Origin of the sequence: Mesorhizobium sp. M0317, assembly GCF_040321555.1 — a bacterium.
Taxonomy (GTDB): domain Bacteria; phylum Pseudomonadota; class Alphaproteobacteria; order Rhizobiales; family Rhizobiaceae; genus Mesorhizobium.
Map to the genome: position 1 here is coordinate 272,099 of NZ_JAMYRV010000001.1, position 17,810 is coordinate 289,908.

Below are 17,810 nucleotides of genomic sequence, written 5' to 3' on the forward strand. Positions count from 1 at the left end.
CGCAGCGCAGCAAGCGATGTAGCATATTGACCGGCCCGCGCCCTTTTGGTTTGTGCTGCGGCAGCACACATATCCATCACCAACGCGAATCGATTTCATCGGAGGGAAGCCATGAGCAGCATGAAAGACCGCGAAGAGGGTTTTGAGCGCAAATTCGCCTTCGACGAAGAACTTCGCTTCAAGGCTTCGGCACGCCGCAACAAGGCGCTTGGCCTGTGGGCAGCCGAAAAGCTGGGCAAGTCCGGCACTGACGCCGACGCCTATGCCAAGGAAGTTGTGGTTTCCGACATCGAGGAAGCTGGCGATCACGACGTATTCCGCAAGATCCGCAAGGATTTCGACGCCGCCGGCGTCGACCAGTCGGATCACCAGATCCGCCGCACCATGGACGAACTGATGGCGCAGGCGATCGAGCAGATCAAGAACACCTAGAGCGAGTAGCGCTGGACCAATCGACCGCCCGGTCCAGCCGGGCGGTTTTTCTTTGCCTTTTCAGCCTTTTCCGGCTGAAACTGTGCGTAGGCCTGTTACAAGGCTCTACCCAACGAGGAAAGCACCCATGTCCCTGAAGTCACGCCTGGCGGCGGATGAAACGCTGTTCACCGCCTGGTCCGGCGTTCCGGACGCTTTGACGGTCGAAATCATCGCCAAGCAGGGTTTTGACGCCGTCACCCTCGATATGCAGCATGGCGGACACCACGAAGACTCGGTCTTGCGCGGCCTGGTGCCGGTGCTGGCCGCCAACAAGCCGGCGCTGGTGCGCATTCCGGTGGGCCGCTTCGACATGGCCAGCCGCGCCCTCGATTTCGGTGCCGAGGCGGTGATTGCACCGATGGTGAATTCGGTGGCCGATGCAAAACTCTTTGCCGCGGCGATGAAATATCCGCCGATGGGCGAGCGCTCCTGGGGCCCGACCTATGCTTTTCCGCGCCATGGCAAAGGCGACCACGCCGAATGGCTGCGCGACACCAATCAACGCACCATGGCCTTTGCTATGGTCGAAACGCGCGCCGCACTCGATGCGCTGGACGGCATCCTCGACACGCCGGGCATTGACGGCATCTTCCTCGGCCCATCGGATTTCTCCATCGCCTGGTCGAATGGCGCCACCGTCAATTCGACGCTGGAAAGCATGATGGAAACCGTCACCTCCATCGCCGAGCGGACGCGCAAGGCGGGCAAGCATGCGGCAATCTACGTCGTTGAGCCGGCGATTGCCGGCCGCGTCGTGGCGATGGGCTACCGGCTGCTGGCGATGGGCTCGGACCATGCGCTGATTTCGCTCGGCGCAAAGACACTCATCAAAAGCATGAACGATTCGATCAAGGGCTGAGGCGTGGTGCCTTGCCCGGTCAGGCCTTGAGGTCGGTCAGGAACTTGGCGAAGGTCATCGACCCTTCCGGCCACGGGCCGAAGCCGGCATCCTCATTGAGGTGACCGGCTTCGCCGGCATCGATGAACAGCGAACCCCAGGCAGCGGCAATGTCCTCGGCAACCTCGAAGGCGCAGAACGGATCGTTGCGGCTGGCGATGACGATGGACGGGAAGGGCAGCGGTTCGCGCGCATAGGGACCAAAGGTCATCAGGTGACGCGGCCTTATCTCCGGGTTGGCGACGTCGGGCGGCGCGACAAAAAACGCGCCGGCGACCGGCTTGCTGAACTGCGGAATTGCCTGCACCGCGGCCGCCACACCGAGCGAATGGGCAACGATCACCACCGGCCGCTCGGCCTCGTTGACAGCGTTCGCCACGCTCGTCGTCCAGTCCTCGCGCACCGGCTTCGACCACTCCGCCTGTTCGACCCGACGCGCTGTCGACAGTTTCGACTGCCAGCGTGTCTGCCAGTGTTCAGGGCCGGAATTGGTGTAGCCCGGCACGATCAGAATATCTGCGTCTTTGACTTTCATGGCGCTGAGATAGCGAGCGGCCGTGTCTCCTGCAACCCGCGCTGACGCATGCGGTGCATCACAATTGTGAACAACCTGTTCGATTCTTTCCATCTTGTGTGAACGATCAGGATCGACGATTTGAGGCAGGAAGAGATGGACGACAGAATAGACTGGTGGCGCGGCCTGGGATAACGCGCTGAACGGAGAGTTTTATGAGCGAACTGCCTTTTGCGGCGACGACCCCCGTCAGCGTGTCACGCGTGGGCCTGAAGGCGCGCGACGCCGAAGGACTTGCCGATTACTACCGGGCTGTTGTCGGCCTGCAGGAATTGAGCCGCGCCGATGGCGCCATCACGCTGGGCGCTGCCGAGCGCCCGCTGCTGGTGATCGAGCCTGACGCAGCGGCCAAGCCCGACGATCCGCGCAGCGCCGGCCTGTTCCACACCGCTTTCCTGCTGCCCAGCCGCGCCGATCTCGGCCGCTGGATAAACCACGCCGCCGCCAACAAGATCCGCATCGAGGGCGCCTCCGACCATCTGGTCAGCGAGGCTCTCTACCTGACCGACCCCGAAGGCAACGGCATTGAAATCTATAGGGACCGTCTGCCGCAGGAGTGGAAGTGGAACGGCGACAAGATCGCCATGGCGACCGAGCGGCTGAACCTGGCTGCCGTGGTTGGCAGCGTGCCGGCCGGTGACGCCGGCTGGCAGGGCGCGCCGCAAAACAGCATTGTCGGCCATGTCCATCTGCGCGTCGGCCGGCCGGAAGATGCCGAGGCCTGGTGGCACGACGAATTTGGCTTCGACACGGTCGCTAAGTATGGAGGGCAGGCGGTGTTCCTGTCGTCGGGAGGCTACCACCATCATATCGGTGGCAATTCGTGGCACAGCGCCGGTGCCGGCCGCCGCGATCCGTCCCGCTCGGGTCTGACCTGGGTCGAGATGCGCTCGGACAAGACAACCGCTGAAACCACTCGGGAAGATCCGTGGGGCACGGTTATCCGCACCGTGCCGGGCGCCGGCTGAGCGCCCGCTCGGTTCTTACAAGGAATTGGCGGCGTAGCCCGTCAGCAGCCCATGCGCCCAGCTGTCGAAGCCGGTGGCTGTCGCGCGGGTGGACGCCTCGGTCCAGTCATAATTGACCACGTGATGGCTGAACGACCATTGTCCGTCCTTGCGCGTAGCGAGGGCGTAGCGGGCATGCGGACTGCCGGTCACGGTCAGGCCGGGGAATGCCTGGACGCCGACGCTGCCCGGGTTGAGGATTGTCCGGTTGTCTGACAAGCGCACAACGCGCGGCGTATGTGTATGGCCGCACAAGATCAGCCCGGCGCCGGCGCTGCCCAGCTTGTGCCTGATCTGCTTTTCATTGGAGGGGTGGAAGTGGCTGCCTCCGTCTTCCTCGAGCAGGAACACGTCGTCGTCACTGGGGCTGCCATGGCAAAGCAGGATGTCCGGGGCAGGCGACAGGGTGACCGGCAAGGCCGAGAGCCAGGTCAGGGATGTCTCAGAGAGGCGTTGGTGGGTGAAAGCATCGACGTCTTCCAACCCGGAAGCAGGCGGCTCGACCAGCACACGGTCGTGATTGCCGCGCACGGTCGGCCAATTCTGCGCCATCAGATATTGCGCGGTTTCTTCAGGCCATAGCGGCCCGGAAAGACAATCGCCCAGATTGACGATTATGTCGGGAGAAGCGTCTTTGATCTGCGCATGAACCGCCTCAAGCGCGCGCAGATTCCCATGGATGTCGGAAAGGGCAGCCAGCCGCATGGAAGATCCTATCCGAAAACCCGCTTGAAGATCGTATCGACATGCTTGGTGTGATAGCCCAGGTCGAATTTCTCGCGGATCTCGGCTTCGGGCAGCGCTGCGGTGACTTCCTTGTCGGCCAACAATTCCTCAAGGAAATCAGCGCCATGTTCCCATACCTTCATGGCGTTGCGCTGCACCAGGCGGTAGGCATCCTCGCGGCTGACGCCGGCTTGCGTCAGCGCCAAAAGCACGCGCTGCGAATGCACAAGGCCACGGAACTTGTTCATGTTCTTCAGCATGTTGTCGGGATAGACCAGCAATTTGTCGATGACGCCGGTCAACCGCGACAGCGCGAAATCGAGTGTTACCGTGGCGTCCGGGCCGATCATTCGCTCGACCGAGGAATGCGAAATGTCGCGCTCGTGCCAGAGCGCGACATTCTCCATCGCCGGCAAGGCCATGGACCGCACCATGCGGGCAAGGCCGGTGAGGTTTTCGGTCAGCACCGGGTTACGCTTGTGCGGCATTGCCGACGAGCCCTTCTGGCCCGGCGAAAAATACTCTTCCGCTTCCAGCACCTCGGTGCGCTGCAGATGGCGGATCTCGGTCGCCAGCCGCTCGACCGACGAGGCGATGACGCCGAGCGTGGCAAAGAACATGGCATGGCGGTCGCGAGGGATGACCTGCGTCGACACCGGCTCCGGCTTCAGCCCAAGCTTTTTCGCCACATGTTCTTCGACATAGGGATCGATGTTGGCGAAGGTGCCGATCGCGCCCGATATGGCGCAGGTGGCAATATCCTCTCGCGCGTGCACCAGCCGCTCGCGGCAGCGTGAGAACTCGGCATAGGCCTGCGCCAGCTTGACGCCGAACGTGGTCGGCTCGGCGTGGATGCCGTGGCTGCGGCCGATGGTGACGGTGTCCTTGTGCTCGAAGGCCCGGCGCTTCAGCGCGGCGAGCAGGCCGTCGAGGTCGGCCAGCAAAATATCGCTGGCGCGGCTGAGCTGCACCGCAAGGCAGGTGTCGAGAACATCCGATGAGGTCATGCCCTGGTGGATGAAACGCGCATCCGGCCCGACGAATTCGGCGAGATGGGTGAGGAAGGCGATTACGTCGTGCTTGGTCACGGCCTCGATCTCGTCGATCTTGCCGACGTCAAATTTTGCCGCATTGCCCCTTTCCCAGATGGTCTTGGCGGCTTCCCTGGGGATGACGCCGAGCTCAGCCAACGCATCGCAGGCATGGGCCTCGATTTCGAACCAGATGCGGAAGCGGGTTTCCGGCGACCAGATGGCGACCATTTCCGGCCGGGAATAGCGAGGGATCATCCGTCAGTCCTGATATGTCGGTGGTTAAGTGCGCCTCCTATCAGAGGCGGACCGAATGCTCAACGCTGCCGGCGTGCAAACCACACGCTGGCGGCGGCAAGCGCGATGAATCCGAGCGGAAAATAGAGCCTGATACCCAGCACCACGAACTGGTAGAGCGCCGTCAGCGAGGTGAAGACCAGTTCGAACGCCCACCGGGCGGTGAAGGCCTCCGCGTGCCATTCGGCGTAATAGGAGCGGTATTGCAGCGCAAACAACCCGCCGGTGAAGGCGAGCGTCGTGGCAAGCAGACAGACGAAGGCGGCGGCGAACGCCACCTCCCAGTGCCGGTCCAGCGAGACCAGCCGCGCCGCGAACAACCCGACGGGAAAGGCCAATGCCGCGCCGGTCGCAAACAGCAGGGCGACGAAGCGGATCTTTTCCGGGGTCTCCCAATTGTCGAGCCAAAGGCCGGTCAGCGCGCTGGCGCCCATGGCCATCGCCCACAGCAAGGCGCCGACAAGCGCCGTGCCCGTCGCTGGTACGGCGCGGCTGACGCGATTTCCGCGCGCTTGCGCCAACTGGATTGATCGAGCGATGTCACAGGCGTCCGGTCACGGCGATCCAGCGAAAATCCGGTCCTTCGAAGCCGTATTGGCGCACTGCGATCAGCACCGCATAGGCGCTGATGCTGTCCATCGAGAACGTCTGCACCGCGCCGATCCTGTAGCCGTTCGGGCAGCCACGGCTTTTCGGGATCGATTTATCCTCATGCAGCAGATGGGTCCGGCCGCCATCCCTGGCCTCGATCCGCAGCAGGCGAAAACCGTTGACCTCGCCCTGGCTCTGGCAGCTTTCGGTGTCATTCATGCCGATCTCGTCCAGCCGGAATTCCAGCGGCGGGTCGACCGGCGAAAAGATCGGCCGTGGGTTCACCACCATGCGGAACGGGTCGGCCGACAATTCGGTCACCGGGTTGAAGCCGACGGTGATGCCGCGGTTTGCGGTGAGTTCGGCCTGCACAACGACGGCTTCGCCCTTCTGCCTGGCCTGCTGACGGGCCGTATCGAGCGAGGCGGTCTCATCCTCCAGCCGGACCCGGATTGGCGTGCCCTTCAGGAACGTGTCGTCGGCGGTGTTGATGTAGTAGCGATTGGCATAGGGAAAGCCCGAACCGTCTGCCACACCGTATTCCTCGAAGGCGAAGACGCCGCCATCCTTGCTGAAGCCGAGGATTTCAAGCTCGGCGACATCGCCCGCTCGGGCGGCCATGGCGGATGCCAGATGGACCAGCAGGCAAACGCCAATCAGGACGAGATTTCGCATCGGGGTTCCGCTCCGCCTGCCGTGGTTCGATCGTTCCCTATCACGAGACAGTCAAAACATCGTGCTATTCGAAAGGCGATGCATCCAATTCCGCCTCTGTTTGTTATCGTCGATCGTTTTCAAAAGGAGAACACCCCATGACTGAGGCCAGCAAGATTCGCGAGCATATGGAAGTGGTCGGCGCCGACGGCGTTCACATCGGCACCGTCGACAGGGTCGATGGCGAGCGGATCAAGTTGACCAAGGCCGACAGCGGCGAGGGCGCCCATCAGGGGCATCACCACTACATTCCCTTGAGCCTGCTTGCCGAGGTCGAGGGCCAGAAAGTCTGGCTGTCGGCGAATTCGGATGTCGCGGTCAGCTTCGAGGAAGAGGAGTCCGACGCGACCTGACTGAAAGTCAGCGCGACGACCACACCGGAAACAGATCGCCATCGGCCGGCGTCGCGGCATGGATGCCGCGGCTGATGGCGCGCGCCATGGTGGCGCCGGCGGCGGCAAAGAAATCGATGGCATCGTCGGCGCTGAGTTCTATGCCGCTCTTCCCCGTCGCCAGCGCGAACACCAGATCGCCGTCAGCCGGCGTGTGCACGGGCCAGATGGCGCGCACGAAGCCGTCATGCGCTGAAATGGCCAGCCGCTTGGCTGCCGCCTTGGTCAGCACGGCGTCGGTGGCGATGACGGCGATGGTGGTGTTGCCACCGACCTCGGCTTGTCCACCGACACGCTTGTCGCGGTGTTTCAATAGGATCCGCCTGGCGTCGTCCGGCATCGGCGAGGGATAGCCGAGGCCTCCGAATTCATCGCCGATCTCGAAGGGTGCTGCCCAGAAATAGCGGGTCCGCGCGATCGTTACCGAGCCGGTCGGGTTGGCGGCGGCGAGTGCGCCGATGGTGACGCCGCTGTCGAGCACAGTCGAGGCAGAGCCAAGGCCGCTCTTCAGCCCGGAGCTTAGCGCGCCGGTGCCGGCGCCGATTGTGCCGAGCGGAAAGTCGACTGTTGCCGCCTGAGCTGCTTCGTAGCCGAGGTCGCGGTAGGGAGGATAACGGCCCCAATCCTTGTCGCCGCCATTGCGCAGGTCAAACAGGATCGCCGTCGGCACGATCGGCACCCGAAAGCCGCCGACATCGACGCCAATGCCTTTTTCACGCAACGCCGCCTGCACGCCCGACGCGGCGTCGAGGCCGAAGGCCGAACCGCCCGAAAGCACGACGGCATGAACCGCCTCGATGGAATTGTGCGGTTCGAGCAAATCGGTCTCGCGCGTGCCCGGCGCGCCGCCGAGGATCTGCACGCCACCGACCGCCGGTTCGTCGCACAATACGGTGGTGACGCCCGATTTCAGCCTGGCATCCGACGCGTTGCCGACGCGCAAGCCGGCGACATCGGTGATCAGATTGCGCGGCCCGGTGCGAAACATCAATTCGTCTCCGCCGGCACGAAACGCGTCCCGTCGAAGCGGAAGGCGCGATAGAGGTTTTGGCTCAGATCGCCTTTGTCGTCGAAACGCAGCGGACCGATCGCGGTGGTGAAATCATGCCCGGTTAGCGCGTCGGCCAGCCCCTTGCCCGAGGTCTCGGGCGCGGCGGAGGCCGCCTTGGCAATCTCCACCGCCGCATAGGCCGGCAGGGCATAGCCATCCGGCGCGATGTTTTTGGCCGTAAACGCCGCCAGCACCTTGGGATCGGCGACATCGGCCCATTCCGGCGGCGCGATCATCAGCGTGCCGATGGCGTAAGGCACATCGCCGGGTGGCGTGCGCAAATTCTCGCCGCCGGCAAAGACGATGCCGGCCTCGAGCTGGCCGGCGTCGCGGCCCATAATGGCGATGTCGTCGCCGTCGCCACCGGCAAAGACATGCGTCGCGCCTGATTTCTTCAGCCGGCCGATCAGCCCGATCTGGTTGTCGAGCTGGGGCCGGAACGTGTCTGTGAAGACCGGCTTCAGCGCCGCCTGTTCGGCCGCTGCGCGCAGCGTCTCGGCGGTTTCGCGGCCATAGATGGTCCCGTCATCGACGATGGCGAACAATTCGCTCTGCCACAGCCGGGTCAGGATGCCGGCCACCGCATTGCGCTCGTCGTCGCCGCGTGGCCCCAGCCGGTAGACCGGCCAGCCGGTTTTGGCGCGGCGATCGGTCAGGCTTTCGGTGCGCACGCCAACGGTGATGACCGGTATGTTGGCGTCCTTGAGGATCGGCAGCGCCGCCTGGATCGCCTCGGTGCAGAGGAAGCCGACGACGATATCGACCTTCGCAGCGGCGAATTCCCTGGCGGCGGCAGCCCCGCCAGCGGCGGTGCAGGCATCGTCGACCGTCCTGATCTCGGCGCCGTTGGCTTCTGCTGCCAGGGCAGCGCCCGCCTCGATCTGCTTGCCCAGGATCGCCGACGGACCGGACAGGGGCGCGGCGACGCCGACAAGCAGCGTCTGCGCGCCGGCGCTTGCCGGCAGCAGCCAGAGCAGTGCCGCTATTACAGCTGTTGGGGGTCGCATTCTGACGACGAATTCCTCCGTGCCGGTCGCATGCTTCCAGCGTCTCTTCCGCCAAGACCTAAAGGCTGCCCGCCCCAGGCGCAACACGGGAATTTCCGGATTGGCGTCAACCACTTCGCTTGTGGCCTATTGTGTGCCGCCATATATAACGCTTGGGTTCCCGCTTATGGAAAATCATCGGTGTTGAAGTTGAACGACATAGGGCCTCAGGCCTATCGCGACGCGATGGCCCATTTTGCCGGCCACGTCCATGTGGTGACCACCGACGGCGCCGCCGGCAAGCGCGGCACAACGGTGATCGCCGCCTGTTCGGTGTCGGACACGCCGCCGACCGTGCTCGTCTGTCTCAACCGCGAGAACGTCAAGAACGAGCTGTTCGTGCAAAACGGCCGGTTTGCGCTGAACACCCTGGCTTCGCACCAGCAGCCGCTATCGGTGGCGTTTTCAGGCCTGACCGGGCTGTCGGCCGATGAGCGTTTCGGGCTTGGCGAGTGGGATGTCATATCGACGGGCGCGCCTAGCCTGAAGGGCGCTCTTGCGGTTTTCGACTGCGAATTGATCGACACCAAGGATCTCGCCACCCATCGTGTGCTTTTTGGCAAGGTGACAGGCCTGCGCATGGGCGATAATTTGCGGCCGCTGATCTACCACGCCCGCGACTACCACGTGCTGCAAAGCGGGGCAGAGGCGGCAACGGAGAAAGAATGACCGAGCTGAAACCGCGCCCCGCGCCGCGGACGATCGACGAAACGCTCGATCTCCTGACCGGCGCGGACTATGTCGCGGACCGCTCGCTCGCAACGGTGCTGTTCCTGTCCCTGCGCATGCAGCGGCCGCTCTTCCTCGAGGGCGAGGCCGGCGTCGGCAAGACCGAGATCGCCAAGGTGCTGGCGCAGGCACTCGGCCGCCGGCTGATCCGCCTGCAATGCTATGAAGGGCTCGACGTCTCGTCCGCTGTCTATGAGTGGAATTACGCCGCGCAGATGATAGAGATCCGCATGGAGGAGGCGGCAGGCTCGGTCGACCGCTCCGACATGGAGCGCAATGTCTTTTCCGAAAAATACCTGATCCGCCGGCCGGTGCTCGATGCGCTGACCGGCAAGGCGGGTGCGGCCCCGGTGTTCCTGATCGACGAGCTCGACCGCACCGACGAAGCCTTCGAGGCGTTCCTGCTCGAAATCCTGTCCGATTTCCAGGTGACGGTGCCCGAGCTTGGCACGATCAAGGCGGAGGAGCCGCCGATCGTCATCATCACCACCAACCGCACCCGCGAAATCCACGACGCGCTGAAGCGGCGCTGCCTCTATCACTGGGTCGACTATCCCAATGCCGAGCGCGAGCTGGAGATCGTGCGCCGCAAGGTGCCGCAGGCCAACAGCCGACTTTCCGCGGAAGTGGTGTCGTTCATCCAGAAGCTGCGCCGGGTCGAGCTGTTCAAGGCGCCGGGTGTCGCCGAAACCATCGACTGGGCCGGCGCGCTGACCGAACTCGACAAGGTGGCGCTCGATCCCGAAACCGTCTCCGACACGATCGGCGTTTTGTTGAAATACCAGGACGACATTGCCCGCATCGGCGCGGGCGAGGGCCGGCGCATCCTCGATGAGGTCAAGGCCGAACTGGCGGCGGCGGAGTAGGGCAGTGAAGGCGCCGGGTGCTTACCCCAAAGAGACCGACCCCAGAGAGGCGACGGAAGACGGGCGCATCGCCGACAACATCGTCTATTTCGCCCGCACCTTGCGCAAATCCGGCATGCGGGTCGGGCCGGCTTCGGTCAAGGATGGGATCGAGGCGGTGCTGGCAGCCGGCATCGGTTCGCGCGACGATTTCTACTGGACGCTGCATGCCGTGCTGGTGTCGCGGCACGAGGATCACCCTGTTTTCGACGAAGCCTTCCGGCTGTTCTGGAAATCGCGCGAGCTGATCGAGAAACTTCTGGCGATGTTCTCGCCGGTGGCGCCCGACACCAGGGAGAAGCAAAAGCCGCGCACGGCAGAAAACCGCGTCAGCCAGGCCATGTTCGAAGGCCACGAGAAGAATCGGCCGGTCAGGGAAATCCCGGAGATTGAAGTCGACGCCCGGCTAACCTTCTCTGGGAATGAAGTGCTGCGCGGCAAGGACTTTGCCCAGATGAATGCCGACGAGATGGCAGACGCCAAGAAGGCGATTGCCCGGCTGCGGCTGCCGTTCGACATGGTCCGTAGCCGACGCTTCAAGGCAGACCTGCATGGCCGCCGTATCGATCCACGCGCCATGATGCGCTCGGCCGCGCGCACCGGCGGCGAACTGATCCTGCCGAAATTCCGCTCAGCCCGCGAAGTGCATCCGCCGCTGGTGGTTCTCGCCGATATCTCCGGTTCGATGAGCCAGTACACGCGCATCTTCCTGCACTTTCTGCATGCGCTGACCGAAAAACGGCGGCGCGTGCACACCTTCGTCTTCGGCACGCGGCTGACCAATCTCACGCGGCAGATGCGCCATCGCGACCCCGATGCCGCCCTTGCCGACTGCTCGGCGGCGGTCAAGGACTGGTCGGGCGGCACCCGCATCGGCGATACGCTGGCGGAGTTCAACAAGCACTGGTCACGCCGCGTGCTCGGGCAGGGCGCGGTGGTGCTTTTAATCACCGACGGTTTGGAGCGCGACGATGTTTCCGGCCTGTCGCAAGAAATGGATCGCCTGCACAAATCCTGCCGGCGGCTGATCTGGCTCAACCCGCTTCTGCGCTTTGGCGGCTTCGAGGCGCGGGCCCGCGGCGTCAGAGCGATGCTGCCTCATGTCGACGAGTTCCGCTCGGTACACAATCTCGATGCGCTGGCCGACCTCTGCGCCTCGCTGGACAAGAAATCCGCCGCTTCGGTCGATCCGCGTCGCTGGCTGGACGCTGGTGTCAGGCGCGCCGCATAGCCATATTGGATTCCGAAAACAGGCTCCCAGAGAAAAACAGACTTTGAGGCAAGCGATCATGGACAACAGCATCTATCTCGATGAAGCCCGCGATCCGCTGATTATCGCGGAGGGCTGGATGAAGGACGGCAAGGATGTCGCCATCGCCACTGTGGTCGAGACCTGGGGTTCGGCGCCGAGGCCGGTCGGCAGTCATCTGGTCATCGACGCCGAAGGCAATTTCCACGGCTCGGTCTCGGGCGGCTGCGTCGAGGGCGCCGTGGTAAGCGAGGCGATCGACGTCATCGACAGCGGCAAGGCCAAAATGCTGGAGTTCGGCGTTGCCGACGAGACCGCCTGGCAGGTCGGCCTATCCTGCGGCGGCCGTATCAAGGTCTATGTGGAGCGGCTCGGTTAGGCATGGATCCCTACGCTCTCAAAGCCCTCAATGCCGAACGCCGTGCCCGCCGTGCGGCGATCCTGGTGACCGATCTCGGCGACGGCCGCGACCGCATCGTGCGAGAAGGCGACCAGGTTGCCGGCGATCTCGGGCAAGCGATCGCCAAGGCTTTCCGCACCGGCAATTCGGGTTCGGTCGAGGCTGAAGGGCGCACCTTCTTCCTCAACGCGCATTTGCCGCAGCCGCGCCTGGTGGTAGTCGGCGCCGTCCATATCAGTCAGGCGCTGGCGCCGATGGCCAGGATCGCCGGCTATCCCCTGGAGATCGTCGATCCGCGCACCGCTTTCGCCACGCCGGACCGCTTTCCCGACGTGGCGCTGCATGCCGAATGGCCGGAAGATGTGCTGAAGCGCCAGCCGCTCGACAGCTACACGGCGCTTGCCGCCGTCACCCATGATCCGAAGATCGACGATTTCGCACTGAAGGCGGCGCTCGACGCCAATTGTTTTTATATCGGTGCGCTCGGCAGCCGCAAAACCCACGCCAAACGCGTCGAGCGCCTGCTGGCGCTCGGCGCCAGTGCCGACCAGATCGCCCGCATCCATGCGCCGATCGGCCTCGACATTGGTGCGGCCAGCCCAGCCGAGATTGCCGTGGCGGTGCTGGCGCAGGCCATCCATGCCTTCCGCTCCCGCGGGCTGGAAGCGAAAGGTGCTGCGGCGTGAGATTCGGCCCGGTTCCGATCGACCAGGCCGAAGGCGCGGTGCTCGCGCATGCCACCACGGCCGGTGAGCGGCGCTTTCGCAAGGCCCACAGGCTGAGCACGCAGGACGTGGCGGTGCTGAAGGCGGCCGGCATTGCCGAAATTGTCGCGGCGGTGCTTACCGCTGATGATCTGAGCGAAGATGCGGCGGCTGAAAAGATCGCTGCCAGCATGATCCATCGCAACATCGAGGCAAAACCCGCCGCGACCGGCCGGGTCAATCTCCATGCCAAGGCAGCCGGTGTCTTCACCGTCGACGCGGCCATGATCGACGCTATCAACACGGTCGACCCGACCATCACCATTGCCACGCTGGCGCAGCACGCGCCGGTCGAGCAAGGCCAGATGGTGGCGACGGTCAAGATCATCCCGTTCGCCGTCGCCTCAGCTTTAGTCGACAAGGTGGTGAAAATCTGCGCCGGCGGCGAGATCTTCGCCGTCAACGCTTATCGGCCGGTGCGCATCGGCGTCATCCAGACGGTACTGCCCGGCATCAAGGCCAGCGTGCTCGACAAGACGCTGCGCGTCACCGAGGCGCGGCTGGCACGCTCCGGCGGCCGGCTGACGACGGAGCGCCGCACGCCGCATGAAATTGCGCCCCTCGCCGAGGCAGCGGCCGCGCTGGCGCGCGACAACGATATGGTGGTGATCTTCGGCGCCTCGGCGATGAGCGATTTCAACGATGTCGTTCCGGCGGCGATTGAACGCGCGGGCGGCACGGTGATCCGCGCGGGCATGCCCGTCGATCCCGGCAATCTGCTGGTGCTGGGCACGCTCGACGGCAAGCGCGTCATCGGCGCGCCCGGTTGCGCCCGCAGCCCCAAGGAGAACGGTTTCGATTGGGTGCTCGACAGGCTGATCGCCGGCCTCGACGTCACAGCCAAGGACATCGCCGGCATGGGCGTTGGCGGCCTCTTGATGGAAATCCCGACCAGGCCGCAGCCGCGCGAGCCGCTGCCGGCGAGAGCCGGGCTGAAGGTCGAGATCGTGCTTCTGGCCGCCGGTCGCTCCAGCCGCATGGGCGGGCCGAACAAGCTTCTGGCGCTGTTCGACGGCAAGCCGCTGGTGCGCCGCACCGCTGAACGGGCGCTCGATTCCAAGGCTTCTGCCACCGTTGTCGTCACCGGCCATCAGCGCGAGCGGGTGCACGCCGCGCTCTCGGGCCTTGACGTGATCTTTGCCGACAACCCGGATTTTGCCGACGGCCTGTCCTCGTCTCTAAAAGCCGGCATTGCCCGCGTTGGAGCCGAGGCGGCCGGCGCCATGATCGTCCTCGGCGACATGCCGGGCATTTCCTCGACCGATCTCGACCGGCTGATCGAGGCCTTCCGTAGGGACGGCGGCCGCTCAGTGGTGCGTGCCGCCCATGACGGCCGCCGCGGCAATCCGGTGCTGTTGCCACGCGCGCTGTTTGGAGGCATCGCCCACCTCGAGGGCGACACCGGCGCCCGCCATCTGGTCGAGGCCGAGGGACTAGATGTCATCGACGTCGAGATCGGCGACGGCGCGTCGGTCGATGTCGACACCCGCGAGGCGCTGGAAGACGCCGGCGGCGTGCTGCAGGATTGACAAAGCGAAGCCGAAAAACGCATGCCTTTAGCATGGCTCTCTCTTTACTTGCCTCAGCGCTTCTACCCCCCTCTGGCCTGCCGGCCAGGCCGACAGGCCAGAGGGGGGTAGCCGCGTTCCATACCCTTCTGGTTTCACTTCTTTTCTTGTTCTCCGCCGCCCACGCCGACGCGCTCGAACTAAAACCCTACAAGGATGACCTCTTCGCCTATCCGGCGACGCTCTCGTCCACGGACAAAGGCGCCTACACCGTCATCGACTATCGCGAGATGCGCGACATCAACGACCGCGACGAGGTGCCGGAAAAGCGCGTGCAGGCTAAGTATACCGACACCGGCGTGCGCAAGGTGCAGCGGGATTTGATGCTGAAAACCGATGCCGGCGATGTCAGGCACGTCGCTGTCGGCAAGACCGAGGGCGCGGGCATCATCGTGCTTTACCTGCACGGGCAGGGCGGCAGCCGCAAGCAAGGCGTCGATGACTTCACCTTCGGCGGCAATTTCAACCGCATCAAGAACCTGATGGCCGGCAATGGCGGCCTCTACCTCTCACCGGATTTCACCGATTTCGGCGACAAGGGCGCGGCCCAGGTCGCGGCGCTGATCGGCCACTATGCCGAGGCTTCGCCGGACGCGAAAATCTTCGTCGCCTGCGGCTCGATGGGCGGCATGCTGTGCTGGAAGCTGGCCGGCCGCAACGATACGGGACGGCGCATAAACGGGCTCCTGCTGCTCGGCTCGCTATGGGATGACAGTTTCCTGTCGAGCCCCGCCTACAGGCGCCATGTGCCGGTGTTCTTCGGCCAGGGCAGCAAGGACCCGGTCTTTCCCGTGGAGAAGCAGGAAGCCTTCTTCCGCTCCATCATTGCGAACTCGAAAGCCTATCCGACCCGGTTCGTCCGGTTCGAGACCGGCACCCATGGCACGCCGATCCGCATGGTCGACTGGCGCCAAACGCTGAACTGGATGCTGTCGAAAGCGCCCTGAGGCATATCGCCCAGAGGTGCCCGTTGGTTTTGGCGATCATGGTTCGGCCGATATCCTTACTGGTGTAGGCTGATATGATCCAACAGATCGGAAGCACAGCGATGGACGCTCACCCCTTCAAGATCCAAATTCCGAACGAACAACTTGAAGATCTCCAGCGCCGGCTTAGCGCAACACGATGGCCAATTCCGCTAAGCGAAGCGGGCTGGAGCGATGGGGCCGACCTGCCGTTCATCAAGCGTCTTGCGGATTACTGGCGAGACCGCTTCGACTGGAGAGTGCAAGAGGCGCGGCTGAACCGGCTGCCGCAATATCTGACGAGGCTGAACAACCTAGATGTCCACTTTGTCCGCCAGCCAGGCAACGGACCGGCGCCGCTGCCGCTGATCATAACGCATGGCTGGCCCGGCTCCTTCATCGAAATGGAACACGTCATTCCATTGCTGACAGACCCAGCTGCCCATGGTGGTGACCCGGCCGACGCTTTCCACGTGGTAGTTCCCTCCTTGCCCGGATACGGCTTTTCGCAGGCGCCGACGGAACCAGGCTTCCATTCCGGCCGCATCGCGGAGTTATGGGTACAGTTGATGCGCGGGCTCGGCTACGACCGCTTCGCTTCCCAAGGAGGCGACATCGGCGCAGGCGTTTCCGCCTGGATGGCACGGCTCCATTCCGAAAGCGTGCTTGGCGTCCACGTCAATTACATTCCCGGGAGCTATCGGCCACCCTTGGGTGCAGGTCTGCCACCTGTCACCGTTGAGGAGCAGGCCTTTCTGGACAAGGCCGCGGCCTGGACGGCAACGGAGGGCGCCTATGCCCATCTGCAGGGCACGAAGCCTCAGACGCTTGCTTATGCGCTGACAGACTCGCCGATCGGTCTCGCAGCCTGGATGATCGAGAAGTTCCGTAGCTGGAGCGATTGCGACGGTGACGTGGAGCGCACCTTCGGCATGGACACGCTCCTTACGGATGTTTCTCTCTATTGGTTCAGCAACGCGCTCACCTCGTCCTTGCGGCTCTACAAGGAGAATCGACTGTTCCCTCTTGCGTTCGAGACGCTGGAACGCGTTTCGCCGCCATTTGGGGTAGCGCTTTTCCCTCGCGAGTTGCCGATGCCGCCTCGATCCTGGGTGGCGCGGGTCTTTGACGTTCAGCGATGGACATCGATGCCGCGAGGCGGCCATTTCGCTGCGCTGGAGGAACCGAGTCTTCTGGTCGAGGACATTCGCGCCTTCTTCCGGCCGATGCGTTCGCGGCCTGAAACGAGAAGGCGAATGTGAAGGACTGCTTGAGCGCGGCGGTTCCTGATAAGATCCCTACGGCGCGGTGTTGTAGTCGACCACCGTCTGCGGGTTCTCCTCGCCATCGTAAGACGCGTCCACATCATATTGGACGAGGGAAAAATCGCCGTTACGGAACAGGTATATCCCTTTGTCCGAGGCGTCGCCGATGCCGCGCCATTTGTTGAACGTGGTCAGCGTCTTGGCGTCTTCGTCATATTCGGAATTGGCCGCCCAGCCGGTGGTGCGGAAGCCGATGATATCCATGCCCAGCAGTTTGCCGTCGCTGTCATTGTTCTCGTAACGGATATCCATTTCGGGCTCGGTGAACTGCAACTGCCGCACGCCCGATACTTCGTCGGTCATGTAGTAGACCGAACTTGCGTTATAGGCTGCCGCTTGGCAGTAGAACTCGAAAAGCCGCGTTTCCTTGTCGGGATCGCTGGCAGCCGCGTCCTTTGCCTTGTATTTGATCGAAAAGATGTTCGGCTCCTCGCCGAGAAACTGCTTGTCACACTGATCACCATAATCGGCGGCGAACAGTTTCTTCACCTGCTCGAGTGCGGTGTCCTTCTTCGGCGGCGGCGGCCCGTCACCACAGCTTGGCGGCAGCGCCTCCTCGAAATCGGCCTTGGACGGCTTCAGCGCGCCCTTGTCGATAAAGATCGGTCGGAACGGCGGGGCCTGGATCTGAGCGCTGACCTGGCGCAGCGTGTAGCAGCCGGCGAAGACCGCTTCATTGCCGTCCTTGTCGGTGGCGCGGATTGCGACAGGAACGCTGTAATAGATGCTGCCGGCCGCACCTTCATCGGAAATGGCGCCGGTTTCGACGTCGACCTTGTCGGTGCCGTCATAGCCCTTGACGAAGGTATCAAAATCCTTTGCCGGCTTGGTATCGCCGTAGTAAGCCCAGGCGCGGGCGAATTCGTGCCGGTTGATGGCGCTGTAGAGCGAGCGGATGACGGCTGCGGCGTCCGACCTGTCATCGACGTAAGGGGCTTGGTCATCGGCTGCCTGATCACCGGCTGCTTGTTCATCGTCGGCGAACACAGCCTGGCCGGATGCGGCAAGGGAGCAAAAGGCGGCCGCTGCCAGAAAGACGCGTCTCATCGGAGAATCTCCACCACGAAGGAGTCTATCATAGAGATTGCGGCGACGTGGTGACGC

General features: G+C 63.7%; 20 protein-coding genes. 12 read left to right on the forward strand and 8 right to left on the reverse strand.

The annotated features are described in order from the left end of the window. The first annotated feature begins 111 nt into the window (after positions 1 to 111). Together NKI88_RS01395 and NKI88_RS01400 are read left to right on the forward strand one after the other, a co-directional pair. The gene (locus tag NKI88_RS01395; protein WP_023669091.1) at positions 112 to 432 is read left to right on the forward strand and encodes a DUF1476 domain-containing protein; all 321 of its coding nucleotides are present in this window, start codon (positions 112 to 114) and stop codon (positions 430 to 432) included. A 127-nt stretch (positions 433 to 559) separates the two neighbouring features. Beyond that, complete coding sequence (locus tag NKI88_RS01400) at positions 560 to 1,333, forward strand: HpcH/HpaI aldolase family protein (RefSeq protein WP_023690189.1); 774 nt, start codon at positions 560 to 562, stop codon at positions 1,331 to 1,333. Positions 1,334 to 1,352: 19 nt separating this feature from the next. On the opposite strand, the gene NKI88_RS01405 is transcribed toward NKI88_RS01400, so the two are convergent. Further along, positions 1,353 to 1,907, reverse strand: a complete 555-nt coding sequence (locus NKI88_RS01405; protein ID WP_352653574.1) for an RBBP9/YdeN family alpha/beta hydrolase — start codon at positions 1,905 to 1,907, stop codon at positions 1,353 to 1,355. A 194-nt stretch (positions 1,908 to 2,101) separates the two neighbouring features. On the opposite strand from NKI88_RS01405, the gene NKI88_RS01410 reads away from it, so the two are divergent. After that, entirely contained in the window at positions 2,102 to 2,914 is an 813-nt protein-coding gene (locus tag NKI88_RS01410) for a VOC family protein (protein ID WP_023724197.1), read from the forward strand. Positions 2,915 to 2,929: 15 nt separating this feature from the next. Here NKI88_RS01410 and NKI88_RS01415 read toward each other — a convergent pair whose 3' ends face one another. The 4 genes from NKI88_RS01415 to NKI88_RS01430 all read right to left on the reverse strand — a co-directional run bounded on the left by NKI88_RS01415 (position 2,930) and on the right by NKI88_RS01430 (position 6,273). Beyond that, entirely contained in the window at positions 2,930 to 3,658 is a 729-nt protein-coding gene (locus tag NKI88_RS01415) for a metallophosphoesterase family protein (RefSeq protein WP_023834163.1), read from the reverse strand. Between the two features lie 8 nt (positions 3,659 to 3,666). After that, a complete protein-coding gene (gene purB, locus NKI88_RS01420; protein ID WP_023834162.1) occupies positions 3,667 to 4,968 on the reverse strand; it encodes an adenylosuccinate lyase in 1,302 nt (433 codons plus the stop codon). A gap of 59 nt (positions 4,969 to 5,027) precedes the next feature. Further along, complete coding sequence (locus NKI88_RS01425) at positions 5,028 to 5,447, reverse strand: hypothetical protein (protein ID WP_245261990.1); 420 nt, start codon at positions 5,445 to 5,447, stop codon at positions 5,028 to 5,030. 100 nt (positions 5,448 to 5,547) lie between these two features. Further along, positions 5,548 to 6,273: a DUF2259 domain-containing protein gene (locus NKI88_RS01430; protein ID WP_352653575.1), complete on the reverse strand. Its 726-nt coding sequence runs from the start codon at positions 6,271 to 6,273 to the stop codon at positions 5,548 to 5,550. 137 nt (positions 6,274 to 6,410) lie between these two features. On the opposite strand from NKI88_RS01430, the gene NKI88_RS01435 reads away from it, so the two are divergent. Further along, complete coding sequence (locus tag NKI88_RS01435; protein ID WP_023684896.1) at positions 6,411 to 6,665, forward strand: DUF2171 domain-containing protein; 255 nt, start codon at positions 6,411 to 6,413, stop codon at positions 6,663 to 6,665. A gap of 7 nt (positions 6,666 to 6,672) precedes the next feature. On the opposite strand, the gene NKI88_RS01440 is transcribed toward NKI88_RS01435, so the two are convergent. After that, entirely contained in the window at positions 6,673 to 7,692 is a 1,020-nt protein-coding gene (locus tag NKI88_RS01440) for a P1 family peptidase (protein ID WP_352653576.1), read from the reverse strand. Continuing rightward, complete coding sequence (locus NKI88_RS01445) at positions 7,692 to 8,762, reverse strand: branched-chain amino acid ABC transporter substrate-binding protein (protein ID WP_352653577.1); 1,071 nt, start codon at positions 8,760 to 8,762, stop codon at positions 7,692 to 7,694. Before NKI88_RS01445 ends, NKI88_RS01440 begins: the two co-directional genes overlap by 1 nt. Before the next feature lie 180 nt (positions 8,763 to 8,942). Here NKI88_RS01445 and NKI88_RS01450 point away from each other — a divergent pair, with 180 nt between their 5' ends. The 8 genes from NKI88_RS01450 to NKI88_RS01485 all read left to right on the forward strand — a co-directional run bounded on the left by NKI88_RS01450 (position 8,943) and on the right by NKI88_RS01485 (position 16,643). Continuing rightward, positions 8,943 to 9,470, forward strand: coding sequence for a flavin reductase (locus tag NKI88_RS01450; protein WP_023684899.1), 528 nt, complete (start codon positions 8,943 to 8,945; stop codon positions 9,468 to 9,470). Continuing rightward, complete coding sequence (locus NKI88_RS01455) at positions 9,467 to 10,396, forward strand: AAA family ATPase (protein ID WP_023700847.1); 930 nt, start codon at positions 9,467 to 9,469, stop codon at positions 10,394 to 10,396. Before NKI88_RS01450 ends, NKI88_RS01455 begins: the two co-directional genes overlap by 4 nt. 4 nt (positions 10,397 to 10,400) lie before the next feature. After that, positions 10,401 to 11,666: a vWA domain-containing protein gene (locus NKI88_RS01460; protein WP_352653578.1), complete on the forward strand. Its 1,266-nt coding sequence runs from the start codon at positions 10,401 to 10,403 to the stop codon at positions 11,664 to 11,666. Positions 11,667 to 11,724: 58 nt separating this feature from the next. Continuing rightward, a complete protein-coding gene (locus NKI88_RS01465; protein ID WP_023734542.1) occupies positions 11,725 to 12,063 on the forward strand; it encodes an XdhC family protein in 339 nt (112 codons plus the stop codon). Positions 12,064 to 12,065: 2 nt separating this feature from the next. Beyond that, a complete protein-coding gene (locus NKI88_RS01470) occupies positions 12,066 to 12,770 on the forward strand; it encodes an XdhC family protein (RefSeq protein WP_352653579.1) in 705 nt (234 codons plus the stop codon). Then, entirely contained in the window at positions 12,767 to 14,377 is a 1,611-nt protein-coding gene (locus tag NKI88_RS01475) for an NTP transferase domain-containing protein (RefSeq protein WP_352653580.1), read from the forward strand. Before NKI88_RS01470 ends, NKI88_RS01475 begins: the two co-directional genes overlap by 4 nt. 146 nt (positions 14,378 to 14,523) lie before the next feature. Then, a complete protein-coding gene (locus NKI88_RS01480; protein ID WP_023711475.1) occupies positions 14,524 to 15,363 on the forward strand; it encodes an alpha/beta hydrolase in 840 nt (279 codons plus the stop codon). A gap of 74 nt (positions 15,364 to 15,437) precedes the next feature. Then, the gene (locus NKI88_RS01485; protein ID WP_352653581.1) at positions 15,438 to 16,643 is read left to right on the forward strand and encodes an epoxide hydrolase family protein; all 1,206 of its coding nucleotides are present in this window, start codon (positions 15,438 to 15,440) and stop codon (positions 16,641 to 16,643) included. Positions 16,644 to 16,679: 36 nt separating this feature from the next. On the opposite strand, the gene NKI88_RS01490 is transcribed toward NKI88_RS01485, so the two are convergent. Further along, positions 16,680 to 17,753 (reverse strand): DUF1176 domain-containing protein, encoded by a 1,074-nt coding sequence (locus NKI88_RS01490; protein WP_352653582.1) that lies wholly within the window; start codon positions 17,751 to 17,753, stop codon positions 16,680 to 16,682. Positions 17,754 to 17,810: the final 57 nt, after the last annotated feature.

Excerpts from the sequence above, each read along its gene's own strand:
- purB (WP_023834162.1), bottom strand. The coding sequence starts at position 4,968 with ATGATCCCTCGCTATTCCCGGCCGGAAATGGTCGCCATCTGGTCGCCG.
- NKI88_RS01455 (WP_023700847.1), top strand. The coding sequence starts at position 9,467 with ATGACCGAGCTGAAACCGCGCCCCGCGCCGCGGACGATCGACGAAACG.
- NKI88_RS01485 (WP_352653581.1), top strand. The coding sequence starts at position 15,438 with ATGATCCAACAGATCGGAAGCACAGCGATGGACGCTCACCCCTTCAAG.
- NKI88_RS01405 (WP_352653574.1), bottom strand. The coding sequence starts at position 1,907 with ATGAAAGTCAAAGACGCAGATATTCTGATCGTGCCGGGCTACACCAAT.
- NKI88_RS01465 (WP_023734542.1), top strand. The coding sequence starts at position 11,725 with ATGGACAACAGCATCTATCTCGATGAAGCCCGCGATCCGCTGATTATC.
- NKI88_RS01445 (WP_352653577.1), bottom strand. The coding sequence starts at position 8,762 with ATGCGACCCCCAACAGCTGTAATAGCGGCACTGCTCTGGCTGCTGCCG.
- NKI88_RS01440 (WP_352653576.1), bottom strand. The coding sequence starts at position 7,692 with ATGTTTCGCACCGGGCCGCGCAATCTGATCACCGATGTCGCCGGCTTG.
- NKI88_RS01425 (WP_245261990.1), bottom strand. The coding sequence starts at position 5,447 with ATGGCCATGGGCGCCAGCGCGCTGACCGGCCTTTGGCTCGACAATTGG.
- NKI88_RS01410 (WP_023724197.1), top strand. The coding sequence starts at position 2,102 with ATGAGCGAACTGCCTTTTGCGGCGACGACCCCCGTCAGCGTGTCACGC.
- NKI88_RS01490 (WP_352653582.1), bottom strand. The coding sequence starts at position 17,753 with ATGAGACGCGTCTTTCTGGCAGCGGCCGCCTTTTGCTCCCTTGCCGCA.
- NKI88_RS01395 (WP_023669091.1), top strand. The coding sequence starts at position 112 with ATGAGCAGCATGAAAGACCGCGAAGAGGGTTTTGAGCGCAAATTCGCC.
- NKI88_RS01400 (WP_023690189.1), top strand. The coding sequence starts at position 560 with ATGTCCCTGAAGTCACGCCTGGCGGCGGATGAAACGCTGTTCACCGCC.
- NKI88_RS01435 (WP_023684896.1), top strand. The coding sequence starts at position 6,411 with ATGACTGAGGCCAGCAAGATTCGCGAGCATATGGAAGTGGTCGGCGCC.
- NKI88_RS01415 (WP_023834163.1), bottom strand. The coding sequence starts at position 3,658 with ATGCGGCTGGCTGCCCTTTCCGACATCCATGGGAATCTGCGCGCGCTT.
- NKI88_RS01430 (WP_352653575.1), bottom strand. The coding sequence starts at position 6,273 with ATGCGAAATCTCGTCCTGATTGGCGTTTGCCTGCTGGTCCATCTGGCA.
- NKI88_RS01470 (WP_352653579.1), top strand. The coding sequence starts at position 12,066 with ATGGATCCCTACGCTCTCAAAGCCCTCAATGCCGAACGCCGTGCCCGC.